Here is a 14426-nt window from a genome sequence, read left to right as displayed (position 1 = left end):
GGGTTGATCACGGGGCGCCTTTTCATTTGTAGCCTACTTCCGCAAGAACCGGGTTGAAAGACCATAGCAGTCGCTCTACTTTTGGGATGTCTAAACGATATTTTTATGCATCTCCGCAGCGAACCATCGATCCTTTATTTTGGTACACCCGTAGTGCTGATCGGCACTGAAAACGAAAACGGGACCTACAACCTGGCGCCTATGTCATCTATCTTCTGGCTGGGCTGGCGGTGTATGCTGGGGCTTTCTGCTTTATCGAAAACAACAGAGAACATTCTCCGTACCGGGCAATGTGTATTGAACCTGCCTTCCGTTCACCAGGCAGCAGCTGTGAACCGCCTGGCGCGTACTACAGGAAGCGACCCGGTACCGGCAGGCAAGCAGCAGAAAGGCTACCGCTATGAAGAAGATAAGTTTGGGATAGCCGGTTTAACACCCATTGCCGCCGAGACAGTTACCGCACCCCGGGTACTCGAATGTCCTGTACACCTGGAGGCTGTATTGGCGGCTTCACATGATTTGGCGACAGACAATGCGGCACAACGGGGAAAGATTGTTACATTTGAAATGCGGATCACCCGGATACACCTGGATGAATCGATTTTAATGCAGGGACAAGACAATAAGGTAGACCCAGACAAGTGGCGACCGCTGATCATGAGTTTCCAGGAATTTTACGGATTGGGTAATAAAGTACACCCCTCCACACTGGCACAGATCCCTGAACATTTATACCGGACGGCTGATATTGAACTGGCCAGAGAATGATAGTTGGCAGAAACCCCTCGCTGATATGTCCAGTTTAGCCATCCCATTACTACCACGACATTGTTACTTTTGATATAAGCTAAAACGGAATATATGGTGGCAATCGAGCATCTGCTCCAGATCAGGGCAAGCCGGACGAAAGTTTACGAGGCCCTTACCACACAGGAAGGATTAGGAGCAACATGGACAACAAAACTGCAGGTAAAACCAGAGATCGGATTTGAGAATGAGTTTAACTGGGGGGAAGAGTATATCACGAAAATGCAGATCCTGGAACTGCGCCCCGAAGAAAAGGTACTCTGGGAATGCACAGAGTCAGATCCGGAATGGATCGGCACCTTCATCTGCTTTAAGATCCTCGCGGAAAAAGAAGGCGTTACCACGCTTATCCTGAAGCATTACAATTGGCAGGAGGTAACCGACTATTACCGCAGCTGTAATTATCATTGGGCGATGTTTCTGCTTAGTTTGAAGCAATACCTGGAAGAGGGGAAGGGTAGTCCTTACCGGGAAGGATAACAGCATTGAATTATCCGCGGCAATCGGCTCCGTTAGGAGCCGTAGTGTTGTAGCATGAGGTGATAACCCGGTATAACATAACATGATCATCCACGGCAATCGGCTCCGTTAGGAGCCGTAGTGTTTGTAGCGCGGGGTGATAACCCCGGGGAAACGTATGCCAGCGGAACGCATACACAAAAAAAAAGAGCCCTGAGAACAGGGCTACACCAGATAAATTAACGTAAACAGATCATTTGAATTTAGTTTATCTCTAGCAGGATATAATTTTAAGTTCTTGTTTCTTTGAACAGGCCTCATCGCCTTTTCTATAGCAAATGTAGACCATCTTCACATGTTAGAAAATCACCTAAATCGGGGAGAACCGATGACTCAGAGTGGGGAGCTGCTACAGCTGTATCACACAATACGTTGATTGATTGCAAGCGCAACGGCCTCTGTAAGCGAAGCTACGTGCAGCTTTTCATAAATTTTTTTCACATGACTACGTACTGTTTCGTAGCTGATGTTAAGTTCACTGGCAATCATTTTGTAACTCAATCCGTTGACGATACAGGTCAATACCTCTTTTTCTCTCGCTGTCAGATTGTAGCTGTCATTGTTCGGTTCCGGCTTCTGTACTACGCTTTTCTGAAGCAGGTTCAATACTCTGCGCGCTATCGAAGGACTCATAGGCGAGCCGCCTGTCTGCAGTTCCTGGATAGCGTCCAGCAGTCGTGTGTTAAGATGGTTTTTCAGAATGTAACCGGAGGCGCCGGCACAAATGGAATCAAAGACCCTGTCATCATCCTCAAACACCGTCTGAATGAGGATCTGTACATGAGGCACTTCTTTACTGAGCAGTTTGATAGCTTCAATACCGCTCATTTCCGGCATTTCAATGTCCATCAGCACAATGTCCGGGTTACAATTCAATACATCATTCACACAGTTACGGGCGTCACTGAATACGCCCACTACTTCAATTGAAGGGGCCGTGTTTAGCAATAACGTGATGCTGTTACGGATGTTTTTGTTGTCGTCAAAGATGGCAACGCGTATACTCATGGTTTGTCGTTTTTTTGTTGCTGGTTAGGCAACGGGAAAGCTTAGTTTTAAATATGTCCCTTGGTGTGGTTTACTCTCTATCCCCAGGTCGGCCTTCATTTCGCTGGCCCTGTGCCTGATGTTGCTGAGCCCATTGCCAGACAGGGTCCTGACGGAAGGATCCTGCACTGCCTGATGATCAAATCCTATACCATCGTCCTGGATGTTCAGCTCCAGGATATTCCGGCGGTAGCTAATGTTCACTCTGATAATACTGCATGCTGCATGTTTTAATGCATTGTTCACTGCTTCCTTGAAAATGAGATAGAAGTTCTTCCGTTGATGCATGGCAAGGTTCAATGTCTCAATTTTTTGGTCGCAGTCGAATATAAAATGGATCTTTTTAGCGGTACACAAGGGTTTCGCATAAGACTCCATCCGCTTAACAATACTACTTACGTGATCATTTTTCGGATTGATCGCCCATACAATATCAGACATCTCGGAGATCATTTCATTGGCTGTAGTGCCAATGGTGGTTAACAATTCTTTCAATTGTTCACTTTTTTGCTGTTCGCTGTAAATTCTCGCAACTTCACTGTAAACGGAAATACCACTCAATGTTGACCCCACACTGTCATGCAGGTCCTGCGCAATACGATTCCTGATCTCCTGCCGTTTCAGCAACTCATTGATACGGTAACGGTAAATCAGATAAATGGTACCTGCAAGCACGACTGCACACAACAGGTAGAACCACCACATTGTCCAGAAAGGAGGAATGATGGTAATGTGCAAAGCTGTCACCTTGTTACCGAATACTCCCCTCCAGTTACTGGCCTTCACCATAAACGTATAGTCTCCGCCTTTCAGGTTGGAATAGGAGACAAAGTTACGTTTGCCCACATTGTTCCATTCCTTGTCCACGCCGCTAAGCATGTAGGAGTACTGGATATTGTTTCCGCTGAATTCAGGTGCGGAGAACTCTATCGAGAAATAGTTTTTGGTGTAGTCCAGCTGAATGGTCTGCTCTTGCAGCAGATCGCTGTGTGAGTCATTGAAGATCCTGAAGTCTGTCAGGTATACCGGCGGTTCGGCGTTGACCCTGGCTATATTATGCGGATGGAACGACAGGTAGTAGTTGGTACCGCCCACATACATCATACCGTCGTTATCCTTATACATATAACCTCTTACGCCGCCATCTTTTTCCAGGGGAGGCAGATCATAACAGCTGTAGATCCTGCTGCCGGGATCATACTTATGTATGTGGCCATTACACACCATCCATACATTGCCTTTGTCATCAGCCTGCATCCCTTCTGTCAGATTGCTGGATTCCGCAATGTGCTGCACTTTCTGCGTATGCGCATCCAGGTAATTCAGTCCGCCGCCATAAGTACTGATCCATACATGGCCCTGCTTTCCTTCCAGGATATCAAAGACATCGTCACTGCTGATGTCTTTCAGGTATTTCACCTGTAAACCTTCTTTCTGAGGCCAGTCGCCAAGTCCGTGCCTGGCAGTAGCCAGCCAGATGTTACCGCTCGAGCTCTTGGATATTTTCCTTACGAGATTATCCTTCAGGTTGTAACGCTTTAGTATCGCTCTCGTGGAATCGCTGCGGGTCACCCAGGTCTTGTCTTTAAAGTCATAATAGCTGAGGTAATGCCCATATGGCGATACGATCAGCACAGGGCGTGTACCCATGGCCATGGTATCCTTCACAATAGATACAATCCTCGACGCAATGAGTTTCTTCATTATCGGATCGTTCTCTGTATTGGGAAGAGTAGTGAGCGTACCTCTCAGCGTATCATATATAAAGACAGTGTAGTCGGTACCGATATAAAAGGTACCGTCGCTGTCTGCAAAGAACTTGGTGACCGCCAGCTGCTGCCCTTTGTAGGTTAGTTTGCGGTGCTCGAATGATTGTTTACCGGGAGCCTGGATAAAAATACCATCATTGGTGCCTATCCATAAGCGGCCGGCCGCATCCTTATAGAAATCAAAAATATAGATATCCTTTCCCGTCCGGGGAAGGAAGGTCTGTTTAAAAGGGTAATACAAAGGGTTGTGATAACTGATCCCGTTGTTGGTACCTACCCATACGATACCCGTTTTATCGATATAGACGGCATTAACATGGTTATCCACTATAGCCCCATCCAGATAGGGTTCGTGTTTATAGTGATAAAAATGATCATGCTTTCTGTCATACACGATCAGGCCGGAATCCTTGCCTGCCATCCATAGACGATGTTCATTGTCTTCAGCGAAGTCTTTGATCTCATCATCCGGAAATGAGTTCTTTCCCGGTATAAGCCGGAATGCTTCCTCTGTTTTTTTAATATGATCGTAATGATAGAGAGTTTTGTCCCACGCACCATACCACATGTCCTTGTCAGCATCAAGGAACAGGGAGGTAACGGAAACATGTGGAAGCCTTGCGTATAGGTCATCATATCGTTTATCACCAGTGAAGCGCAGGGTGCGGGTATTCACCTTCAGTATGCCACCGCCGGTTCTGCCTACCCACAACGTGTCCTGGGTATCCATGCCAAGTGACAGAATGGAAGTGGTGCCTGTCTTTACGGGATGTGAAAATTCTCCCGTCTTCTTGTTGAATCTCCTGGTGCGATAATTACCTGTTCCTACCCAGAGATAGCCTTTATGATCATCCACTATGACGTTGATATGGTTTTCCGGAATACCGGTTTCATTGCCTGCTGTGTACCGGTATTGCCTGAACTGCTTTGATGGTGACAGACGGTAGTCATAAGCGCTTAATCCTCCATCTTCAGTAGCAATCCAGATAATGCCATTCTCATCTTCCAGAAGATCGCTGATAATATTGCCGGATATACAGGTGCTATCACCGGGAGTTCTTCTGAAAATGGTAAAATACTTACCGTCATAACGATTGAGACCATCCTCCGTTCCAAACCATATAAATCCCCGCTTGTCCTGTAATATACAGTTGACTTTATTGTGGGAAAGCCCGTTTTCAGTCCTTAATGTATTGAAATAAGGTGTCTGTTGTTGTGCTATAATGGTTTGGGTTAACATGATTATCGTTACCAATAAAAGGTAAGTTTTTCTCATGATAGGTTTCTTCCTCTGCTGATTTTGTTGAAAACCAAATTTACACGTTTAATAATATTAAATTGTAAGGATTTATTCATTTTTTATAAAACTAACGTTAATTTTTTATCCATGTTACAACATCGTATTGCTGTAACTGTTATCCTGAACGGATTTCGACGTTTTTTTGTTACACAGAAGTGTTTAATATTGAGTAGTATTTTATACAAACAATGAGTAGTATCCAGATTATTACATTGCAGATGGAGGAAGCGTATCAGGCACATTTCAACGCTTTGCGCCAACTTTATTTTCCAGCTCATGCCAATTACCTGGATGCTCATATTACGTTGTTCTATCATCTGCCATTGGGAGAACCCGCTATCACAGCCGCTTTACAGGAGGTTGCACAAAAAGGTCCACTGATACTAACGGTAGCAGGTATCGTCAATTTCGGAAAGGGCGTTGCCTACAGACTGGTATCAGATGAATTGCTGATAATGCATCAGCAGTTACAACATGCATTTGATCCCTGGTTGATAAAGCAGGACAGGCAGCCACTACGACCGCATATTACCGTGCAGAACAAAGTCACCGCATTTAAGGCCCAGCATGTACATGAGGTATTGTCACAGGACTTTACACCTTTTGAGATCAAAGCCATCGGGCTACAGACATGGCGTTACCTCCATGGTCCATGGAAAGCGCTTGAAACATATCCTTTCAGTAAATAAGAAGACGATGCACCTTCGTTACAAAGTGCATCGTCTAACGGTTACAAGTGTATGTACTAAAATAAGCACCGCTTATTTATGCAGTCCTTTTTTACGCAGGTAGGCGAGAGTTTCTCCCGATACGGGGAGCCTAACAGCGTTAGTTCACAGGTGCATGATGACACGAATGGCTAGGTGTCTTCAGACAGCGGTTTACCGCTCATCACAATCGCCGGCGCTGCTTTTTAAACAATCCGCATAAAGTTCTTACTTTACGCGGACTGCATGACTAATTATAAGGATCGGGCGTTGGCAGCGAATCATACTTTGCCATATAATTATCGATCGCTGCGCCGATAGCCTTGGTTTCAGGCGTTTCGTTATCAGTGCCATCTTCAAACCAATGGTCGGCCCCTTCATTATCCTGTTTCAGCAGTAATAATATTTTTCCGCCAGGTCTTTCCACTTTAAAGTGGCATTGGCTCGATTGTATTACTGTGATCTGTTCATTATTGTGGTCGATGGTGAACGTAATCATATATAATATCTTTATGGTAATAGGCGCAATCATTATGCCTACTTTCACATTACTATCTGGTGGTTGTATATTTGCCGGATATCTCTAAACACTACTTATGATCAGGATCGTAATCGCACTGACGCTCATGCTCGGCTATGCGGGCGCCGCGTCTGCCCAGGAGCTCTACATGCCCAGGAACATCAAAAAGGCATATGCTAATCAGACAAGGGCAAAGAATGGCCTTCCAGGCCCCCGTTACTGGCAAAATAAAGGCCGCTATGATATCCAGTTGAAGGTAAATGCACCTTCAGGATTGGTATACGGGCAGGAAAAGATCAGTTATATTAACAATAGTCCTGATACACTGCAGGAACTCGTCATCCGCCTGATCTGTAACCTGCATAAGGTGAATGCGCCCCGTTCCGGGTATGTCGGCAAGGATTTTCTGACGGAAGACGGAGTGATTATCGATACCCTGATCATTGACGGCGTCAACGTTCCCTTTGACAATGACGTTGCAACCGTAGGTACGGTTAAATTGACACAACCCCTGGCGTCGAAAGACAGTCTCGACCTGCATATCAGCTGGCATTATACCTTGTCTAAACAGAGCGGCAGGGAGGGAAAGATCGATAGTACCACTTTCTTCCTGGCCTATGCTTATCCGCGTATTTCTGTGTACGACGACTACAACGGATGGGATGTGATTGAACACATGGACAGGGTAGAGTTCTACAGTGATTTTAATGACTATAATGTGGCAGTCACTGCACCGAAGAATTATGTAGTATGGGGTACGGGCGTATTGCAGAACGGAGCAGAGGTATTGCAGCCTGCCATCGCGCAGCGCCTGAAAGAATCTTATACCTCAGACCGCCTGATGCATATTGCCGGTAAAGATGAAATGGCTACGGGTAAAGTAACTGCACAGAAGGACTGGAATACCTGGAAATTCAGCGCCTCCCATATAGCAGATGTGACCTTCGGTATGAGCAATCACTATGTATGGGATGCTGCCAGTGTGGTGGTGGATAGCGCTACTGGCCGCCGTACCAGTGTGCAGGCCGCTTATGATGACGCTGCTGCGGACTTTCACCATTCTGTGGATTTTTCCCGCTATGCATTAGACTGGTTCTCCCGTAACTGGCCGGGTGTGGCATATCCTTTCCCAACTATGACCGCCTTCCAGGGATTTGCAGATATGGAATATCCTATGATGGTCAATGATGCGACCGTAGGCGACCAGCTCGGTTTTGCACAGCTGGTGCAGGACCATGAGATTGCACATACTTATTTCCCTTTTTATATGGGTATTAATGAAAGCCGCTATGCCTTTATGGATGAAGGATGGGCCACTACTTTTGAATACCTGATCGGAATATCAGAGAAAGGTAAGGCCGCCGCCGATAAGTTCTACAAAATCTTCCGGGTAGATTCCTATATCAAAGACCCATCAGGAGAAGAAGATCAGCCGATTATTTCCCAGTCACACCAGGTAAGTGGCAGAGGGTATGGCAACAATTCCTATGGAAAGCCTTCCTTAGCCTATCTCGCACTGAAAGATCTGTTGGGTGATGGCCTGTTCCGCAAAGGCCTGCATGGTTATATGCACGACTGGAATGGCAAACATCCTATTCCCTGGGACTTCTTTAATGCCTTCAATAATTACACGGGCCAGAACCTGAACTGGTTCTGGAATAACTGGTTCTTCAGCAATAACTATATTGATCTGCAACTGGCGGGCGTTAAGACAAAGGGCAACAATGCTGAATTGGCAATTGTCAATGCCGGCGGCTTCGCTATTCCCTTTGATATAGTAGTTACTTATGACGATGGTACCACCAAAACCGTGCACCAGACACCAGCTATCTGGAAGAGCGGCAATAAACAGGTGACTGTAACAGTGCCTGTGAGCAAAAAAGTGGCTGCAGTAATGCTGGATGGTGTATTGTATACAGACTACACCCCGGCAGATAATGCGTGGAAAGCAAACTAATTACAGTTGCAGGAGGACTGATATACTTTAGGAGTGGTGCCTTCCACCTTCCTGAATACCCTGATAAAATAGTTAACATCTGTGAAGCCGCAAAGCTTACTTACATCGTAAATATTGCTTTGCGGCTTTGCCAGTAACTGTTTGGCGAGTTTTATTCTTTCCTTATTGACATACTCCAGCGGAGTGATGCCAAACTGTTCGCGGAACCATTTGAAGAACAGATTCCTGCTGAGATATGCCTTCCGGCTTAATGCATCTACGGCGATCTTCTCCGTCAGATGCTCCTGGATATAATTGAGTACAAAATTCTGCCTGTTACCATTTACATTGTTGCCCTCTTCCGCCTGTCCCAACTGCTGACTTTGCAGCAGACGGATCAGCAGTTCTTTCAGCTGCAGATCAGCATAGATATTTTTTGACTTATCACTACTACTGCAGATGCGGATCAGTTTATTGATCAATTCTGTGATCTCATGATTGTTCTCAAAATGGTACTGACTGAAGGACAGTTGCCAGTTTTGCTGTTCATTGTCACTATTGTAATAGAGATTCAGGTAATTGATCGTTTCCCGGATATAGCTGTCATCTATAGCCAGTGCAATACACTGTGTGGGGTTATCCGATGTAGCTTCCGGAAAGTCTATGATCATGGTTTCCTGTGGCGGTACGATGAGCGATTCTCCCGGCAGGTAATCGAAAGAAGGTTTGTTGGTGAGATGCATGATCTTTTTACCTCTCGTCATACTGGTAATGACGAGATCATTGAAAGTAAGCGGCACATCGTAGGCCTGCTCATAACTTTCAAAAATACTCAGCTCACAATTGCGGAGGTTAAATACACGCCTGTTCTCTACTAAAGTTTGCAGCTGCCGGGGAATAGTAAGGTCTATCGTCTGCAAATAATTCTTTATCTGCATAGGAAATCTGTTTACTACTAACAAGTTAACCAATTTCCTCACCATCTCAAAATTAAGGTACGATTGTGCTATAAATAAGTACGATAATATCCGTCTCTTGTTCCCAGTTCAGGATATTGCATGTATAATTTCACGTATTATTTCACGTTTAAAAAACTCCACAAATTATGAGCGTTGCAACATCTGCTGCCCCTTCTTCAACCCTGGCAGCACGTCCTGAATTTAAGACCAGGTATGAGCATTTTATTAACGGGGAATGGGTGCCACCATCCAGCGGTGAATATTTTGATAACGTTTCTCCCATAGATGGTAAGGTTTTCACACAAGCTGCAAGAGGCAATGCTACGGATATTGATAGAGCAATAGATGCAGCCCATGAGGCATTTAAAACATGGAGCAAGACTGCTGCATCTTACCGGAGTAACCTGTTGCTGAAAATCGCACAGATAGTGGAAGATAACCTGGATTACCTGGCCGTTGTAGAGACGATAGACAACGGAAAACCAATCCGGGAAACAAAAGCAGCCGACCTGCCACTGGTAATAGACCATTTCCGGTATTTCGCCGGGGTGATCCGCAGTGAGGAAGGCACGATCAGTGAACATGACGAAACGACCGTAAGTATTAACCTGCATGAGCCTATCGGCGTTGTAGGACAGATCATTCCGTGGAACTTCCCGCTGCTTATGGCAACCTGGAAGATTGCACCTGCCCTGGCTGCGGGTTGCTGCGTAGTGGTAAAACCTGCTGAACAGACACCTACCAGTATTATGGTGTTGATGGAACTGATCGGTCACGTATTACCTAAAGGTGTATTGAATATAGTAACCGGCTTCGGTGTGGAAGCAGGTAAACCACTGGCTTCTTCTCCGAAAGTACAGAAAGTAGCTTTTACGGGAGAAACCACTACTGGCCGGCTTATTATGCAGTATGCCTCTGAAAACCTGATCCCGGTTACCATGGAACTGGGTGGTAAGAGTCCTAACATCTTCTTCGAAAGTGTAGCTGATGCAGATGATGAGTTCTTTGACAAAGCGATAGAAGGAGCCGTATTGTTTGCCCTGAACCAGGGTGAAGTATGTACCTGCCCAAGCCGTATACTGGTACATGAGCATATCTATGACCGCTTTATGGATCGGGTAATTCAGCGTACAAAAGCTATCAAGATGGGCAACCCGCTGGACCCAACTGTTATGATGGGGGCCCAGGCCAGTGATGACCAGTTCCAGAAGATCCTGAGCTACCTGGATATCGGTAAACAGGAGGGAGCGGAAGTATTATGCGGCGGTGATGCTTATCATCAGAACGACGGACTGGAAAATGGATACTATGTACAGCCTACACTGCTGAAAGGAAACAACAAGATGAGGGTATTCCAGGAAGAGATATTTGGACCAGTAGCTTGTGTAGCCACTTTTAAGACAACAGAAGAAGCGATTGAGATCGCCAATGATACGCTCTATGGATTGGGCGCAGGTGTCTGGACAAGGGATGCACATGAACTGTACCAGGTACCAAGAGCGCTGCAGGCGGGCAGGGTATGGGTGAATTGTTATCACGCTTATCCGGCGCATGCACCATTCGGAGGATATAAGAAATCCGGTTTCGGAAGGGAAACACATAAGATGATGTTGAATCACTATCGGCAGACGAAGAATATGCTGATATCTTATGGTAAACAGAAACTAGGATTCTTCTAAAAATAATAATGGATCAGCAATTAACAATTGATTGGCGTTTGTTCCAGGGGGTTAATCCCCCCTGGCTACAAACACACGGCACCTTTGGAGCCGATGGCAGTGAATGATTCCATTAGGGCAGAGAAGGGGAACATAAAGTTCCTAACGGAGCTTAATGCAAGGGATAGCAGTTGGTAAATCAGTATTCCGAAATGCTTAAATCTTGTTTTTTTATACAGTGTCTTAACTTTTTTCATGACTAAGAGAATCATAGCAACAGAGGAGGCCATATCCTTGATCAATGAGCTCCGTCACAAACATGGCCCCCTGATGTTTCACCAGAGTGGGGGCTGTTGTGACGGCTCACAACCGATGTGCTTTCCGGAGGGAGAGTTCAAAACAGGCGCTACAGATGTATGTCTGGGCGAAGTTGATGGATGTAAATTTTATATGAGTGGGGACCAGTTTGAATATTGGAAACACACGCAACTGATTCTGGACGTCATCAAGGGGCGTGGCAGTAGCTTTTCACTGGAGATCCCACTGGGAGTCAGATTTCATATTCGCTCACGTGTATTCTCCGATGAGGAGGTAGCGGAGCTTGAAACGACACAACCGCTGACTTAAACACTATCCCGAAAATGAAAAGTCCTGCAGTTTCAACTGACAGGACTTTTCACATCATTTTGACAACTTATGATGATCAGTGTATAATGCCCCCGTGCCCGTATGGCATGTTAAATTTTTATGGTACAGGGGACTTTTCAAAACGAATGGCTTTCAAGTCAAATCCTCCGGTTGCTGCATATAGCCGGAGGGTTTGGCGGCCATTCTTCAGTACAATGTTCTGTAGGTTGTAGGTCTGCCATTCACCACTCACCGGCTCCTTCGCGGGAGCCACCATTACATTGCCAACTGGTTTTCCGTCTATTGTAACGGCCAGTTTACCCGGCGCTTTGCCCGGAGCCGCTAAAAAGGAAAGTGTATATTTTCCTTTCAGGGAGATATTTATTGTGTATTTCAGCCATTCACCCGTTACAAAATCGGTGACATAATAACTGCCTGCCTTCGCTGAATCAGCTACAATGTCCACACCATCATTCCGGTATACCCTGCCACGGTTGCCGCCTACCCATTTGGGATTGTTGATGCGGTAATTCGCCGTATCAGTATCGAAGTAAGCAGCACGGTTGGCGCCCAGGTCATAATCCACTGCATCGAGCGTACCAGTATTGTTAATTATATTGTTTTTGAAAGGCAGCGTTTTATCAGAAAACGGCTGACGGATCATCGCATCAATCACATCACGGTGCAGGATGTTATTGCTGATATTCGCTCCCCTGGCTACCTCCATCAATCCTTCATAAGCCATGTCGCTGGCAGGTGCGCTGCCTTTGCCGCTGATATAATTGATCACGCGCATGTATTTCTCGTTGGACCTGATCTCCAGCGGATTGTTTGCGCCTAACTTCTTCAGGGGCCACCATGACCAGCCGATATTGTTCTTTTCGAACAGGCGGATCGCCTCTGTGAACCAGACATTCGAGTTTTCGCCTGTTTCACCCAGCCATACCGGTACGTTATATTTCTGACGGAAATCCAGTATGTGCTGGATCGATTTGGTATCGTTCAGGTTCCAGTACTTATGGAAGCTCAGCACCATGTTCTTGTCCCAGGGTGGTAGCATGCCGTTGTAATTATTCCCCCAGCCATTTCCTTCAATGATAATGATATGGCGGTCATCTACCTCGCGGATCGCTTTGGTAATATCCTGTAGGAGTTGCTTAAGTGGTACGTTGTTTTGTTCTTTGAGGCCATTCTTATCATTCTCCGGATCTTCAAACCCATAGTTAGGTTCATTCAGGATATCATAAGCGCCGACGAAAGGCTCATTGCGATAACGCTCTGCCAGCTTCTTCCATAATGCCACCGTCTTTAAGCGGTCAGCCTCGTTCTCCCAGAGAGAAGGTTTGGAACCATCGCGGTCAGAGATATTGAGATCATTGCCTTGTCCGCCGGGAGCCGCATGCAGGTCCAGGATCAGGTACATATTGTTGGCCTTACACCATGCCAGCAAACTGTCTGTCATAGCAAATCCCTTTTCCAGCCAGGTATTTTGTCCGGCTACAGGCTCTTTATCTGCCGGTAAAGTATACAGGTTAAAGTGCATGGGTAAACGAACGGAATTGAAGCCCCATGCTTTCAGGGAATCAATATCCGCTTTGGTGGTGTGGTTCTCCAGCCAGGCATCATAGAACTCCTGCGTTCTCTGCGGCCCTATCAGGCTTTCAATACCTGCACGGATCTTATGTTGCTGACCCTGACCGTTTACCCGTAACATATATCCTTCCTGCAACATCCAGCCACCAAGACCAATGCCGCGTAACAGTACATTTTCTCCTTTCTGGTTGACGATCTGTGTGCCTTTGGCGCTGAGGAAGCCCTGGCTCCGGCTGTGGATGGGTTTAAAGGAGAGGGAGACCAATAGTAATAACGTGACGTGTTTTAGTTTCATAACAATGAATTAGACGAAAAATTGACAAGAAGGTAAAATAGGAATTTATAGGTAGAAAAAGGAGGGGGATTGATAAGCGGGTTGACATACGGGATTAACGGAACCTCCTGACTGTTCCGGAAACAGTTCATAGCTTACAATACATCGCCTCTTATAAGAATAAAACCATCACCCTGGCAAAAGATAAGGAACTGTCAGCGCTACCAGGATAGTGATGAGGAACAATACCACGTATTTGAATATCTTCTTCACTTTCATAAGCATCAAACATATCACCTACCGAGGGCCCAGGACCTCTCCAGCAGTAGTGCAATGCTCATTCCCAACAGGCAACCTATGGCGTAGCAAATGCAGTCGCTAAGGGCGAAATCATAACCCAGAATCAGTCCAAAGGGAAAAGTATGCCTTAAGTGCACGATCCAGGATGCTTTATATAATTGCTGCAGCTCGATAATAATGCATGCCAGGAAACTGAGTATACCTAGTTTTACCAGTTCTGTAACAGGGAATAAAAACCGCAGGAAGAAGAACAGGCAGGTGGCATACAATACATCGCCTCCATAGATCCTGATAAGATCAGGAAAGTAATTCGGGTAGAGCCGGGTGGCCATTCCAATCGGAATAGTAAGCAGGAACAGCACAAAGTATAGGAAGATCTTCTTCGCTCTCATAGGTTTCATAGCTCCAAA

At 45.9% G+C, this 14426-nt stretch carries 12 protein-coding genes; 6 read left to right on the top strand and 6 right to left on the bottom strand.

What is annotated here, in order from left to right; genetic code table 11:
- Positions 1-105 precede the first annotated feature (105 nt).
- Both BLR32_RS07095 and BLR32_RS07090 read left to right on the top strand, forming a co-directional pair.
- Positions 106-768 (top strand): flavin reductase family protein, encoded by a 663-nt coding sequence (locus BLR32_RS07095; RefSeq protein WP_089830067.1) that lies wholly within the window; start codon positions 106-108, stop codon positions 766-768.
- A gap of 93 nt (positions 769-861) precedes the next feature.
- Positions 862-1287: an SRPBCC family protein gene (locus BLR32_RS07090; RefSeq protein WP_089830065.1), complete on the top strand. Its 426-nt coding sequence runs from the start codon at positions 862-864 to the stop codon at positions 1285-1287.
- Positions 1288-1686: 399 nt separating this feature from the next.
- On the opposite strand, the gene BLR32_RS07085 is transcribed toward BLR32_RS07090, so the two are convergent.
- Both BLR32_RS07085 and BLR32_RS07080 read right to left on the bottom strand, forming a co-directional pair.
- Positions 1687-2334, bottom strand: a complete 648-nt coding sequence (locus tag BLR32_RS07085) for a response regulator (protein ID WP_089830063.1) — start codon at positions 2332-2334, stop codon at positions 1687-1689.
- A gap of 24 nt (positions 2335-2358) precedes the next feature.
- Positions 2359-5382 (bottom strand): ligand-binding sensor domain-containing protein, encoded by a 3024-nt coding sequence (locus tag BLR32_RS07080; RefSeq protein WP_245705374.1) that lies wholly within the window; start codon positions 5380-5382, stop codon positions 2359-2361.
- Positions 5383-5630: 248 nt separating this feature from the next.
- Here BLR32_RS07080 and BLR32_RS07075 point away from each other — a divergent pair, with 248 nt between their 5' ends.
- On the top strand, positions 5631-6131 hold the full coding sequence (locus BLR32_RS07075) for a 2'-5' RNA ligase family protein (RefSeq protein WP_089830060.1): 501 nt from the start codon (positions 5631-5633) through the stop codon (positions 6129-6131).
- Between the two features lie 268 nt (positions 6132-6399).
- Here the strand turns inward: BLR32_RS07075 and BLR32_RS07070 are convergent, their stop codons facing one another.
- Positions 6400-6648 carry a hypothetical protein gene (locus BLR32_RS07070; protein WP_089830058.1) on the bottom strand — a complete coding sequence of 83 codons (249 nt, stop codon included), beginning with the start codon at positions 6646-6648 and terminating at the stop codon, positions 6400-6402.
- Positions 6649-6745: 97 nt separating this feature from the next.
- On the opposite strand from BLR32_RS07070, the gene BLR32_RS07065 reads away from it, so the two are divergent.
- Positions 6746-8626, top strand: a complete 1881-nt coding sequence (locus BLR32_RS07065; protein ID WP_089830056.1) for a M1 family metallopeptidase — start codon at positions 6746-6748, stop codon at positions 8624-8626.
- On the opposite strand, the gene BLR32_RS07060 is transcribed toward BLR32_RS07065, so the two are convergent.
- Positions 8623-9543 carry an AraC family transcriptional regulator gene (locus BLR32_RS07060; protein ID WP_089832083.1) on the bottom strand — a complete coding sequence of 307 codons (921 nt, stop codon included), beginning with the start codon at positions 9541-9543 and terminating at the stop codon, positions 8623-8625. The two genes, BLR32_RS07065 and BLR32_RS07060, sit on opposite strands and share 4 nt — an antisense overlap.
- 167 nt (positions 9544-9710) lie before the next feature.
- Between BLR32_RS07060 and BLR32_RS07055 the strand changes: the two genes are divergently transcribed.
- Together BLR32_RS07055 and BLR32_RS07050 are read left to right on the top strand one after the other, a co-directional pair.
- Positions 9711-11243, top strand: coding sequence for an aldehyde dehydrogenase family protein (locus BLR32_RS07055; protein WP_089830054.1), 1533 nt, complete (start codon positions 9711-9713; stop codon positions 11241-11243).
- A gap of 234 nt (positions 11244-11477) precedes the next feature.
- Entirely contained in the window at positions 11478-11849 is a 372-nt protein-coding gene (locus BLR32_RS07050; protein WP_089830052.1) for a DUF779 domain-containing protein, read from the top strand.
- 118 nt (positions 11850-11967) lie between these two features.
- Here the strand turns inward: BLR32_RS07050 and BLR32_RS07045 are convergent, their stop codons facing one another.
- Both BLR32_RS07045 and BLR32_RS07040 read right to left on the bottom strand, forming a co-directional pair.
- Positions 11968-13737 (bottom strand): cellulase family glycosylhydrolase, encoded by a 1770-nt coding sequence (locus BLR32_RS07045; protein ID WP_089830050.1) that lies wholly within the window; start codon positions 13735-13737, stop codon positions 11968-11970.
- 272 nt (positions 13738-14009) lie between these two features.
- Positions 14010-14417: a ribosomal maturation YjgA family protein gene (locus BLR32_RS07040; protein WP_176842195.1), complete on the bottom strand. Its 408-nt coding sequence runs from the start codon at positions 14415-14417 to the stop codon at positions 14010-14012.
- Positions 14418-14426 lie beyond the last annotated feature (9 nt).

The sequence above is a fragment of the Chitinophaga filiformis genome (assembly GCF_900102545.1).
In the GTDB taxonomy this organism is placed as follows: domain Bacteria; phylum Bacteroidota; class Bacteroidia; order Chitinophagales; family Chitinophagaceae; genus Chitinophaga; species Chitinophaga filiformis.
The sequence above is the reverse complement of the archived record's forward strand: the minus strand, read 5'-3'. Positions and strand labels throughout refer to the sequence as shown.

Excerpts from the sequence above, each read along its gene's own strand:
- BLR32_RS07040 (WP_176842195.1), bottom strand. The coding sequence starts at position 14,417 with ATGAAACCTATGAGAGCGAAGAAGATCTTCCTATACTTTGTGCTGTTC.
- BLR32_RS07055 (WP_089830054.1), top strand. The coding sequence starts at position 9,711 with ATGAGCGTTGCAACATCTGCTGCCCCTTCTTCAACCCTGGCAGCACGT.
- BLR32_RS07050 (WP_089830052.1), top strand. The coding sequence starts at position 11,478 with ATGACTAAGAGAATCATAGCAACAGAGGAGGCCATATCCTTGATCAAT.
- BLR32_RS07065 (WP_089830056.1), top strand. The coding sequence starts at position 6,746 with ATGATCAGGATCGTAATCGCACTGACGCTCATGCTCGGCTATGCGGGC.
- BLR32_RS07070 (WP_089830058.1), bottom strand. The coding sequence starts at position 6,648 with ATGATTACGTTCACCATCGACCACAATAATGAACAGATCACAGTAATA.
- BLR32_RS07080 (WP_245705374.1), bottom strand. The coding sequence starts at position 5,382 with ATGTTAACCCAAACCATTATAGCACAACAACAGACACCTTATTTCAAT.
- BLR32_RS07095 (WP_089830067.1), top strand. The coding sequence starts at position 106 with ATGCATCTCCGCAGCGAACCATCGATCCTTTATTTTGGTACACCCGTA.
- BLR32_RS07045 (WP_089830050.1), bottom strand. The coding sequence starts at position 13,737 with ATGAAACTAAAACACGTCACGTTATTACTATTGGTCTCCCTCTCCTTT.
- BLR32_RS07085 (WP_089830063.1), bottom strand. The coding sequence starts at position 2,334 with ATGAGTATACGCGTTGCCATCTTTGACGACAACAAAAACATCCGTAAC.
- BLR32_RS07060 (WP_089832083.1), bottom strand. The coding sequence starts at position 9,543 with ATGCAGATAAAGAATTATTTGCAGACGATAGACCTTACTATTCCCCGG.
- BLR32_RS07090 (WP_089830065.1), top strand. The coding sequence starts at position 862 with ATGGTGGCAATCGAGCATCTGCTCCAGATCAGGGCAAGCCGGACGAAA.
- BLR32_RS07075 (WP_089830060.1), top strand. The coding sequence starts at position 5,631 with ATGAGTAGTATCCAGATTATTACATTGCAGATGGAGGAAGCGTATCAG.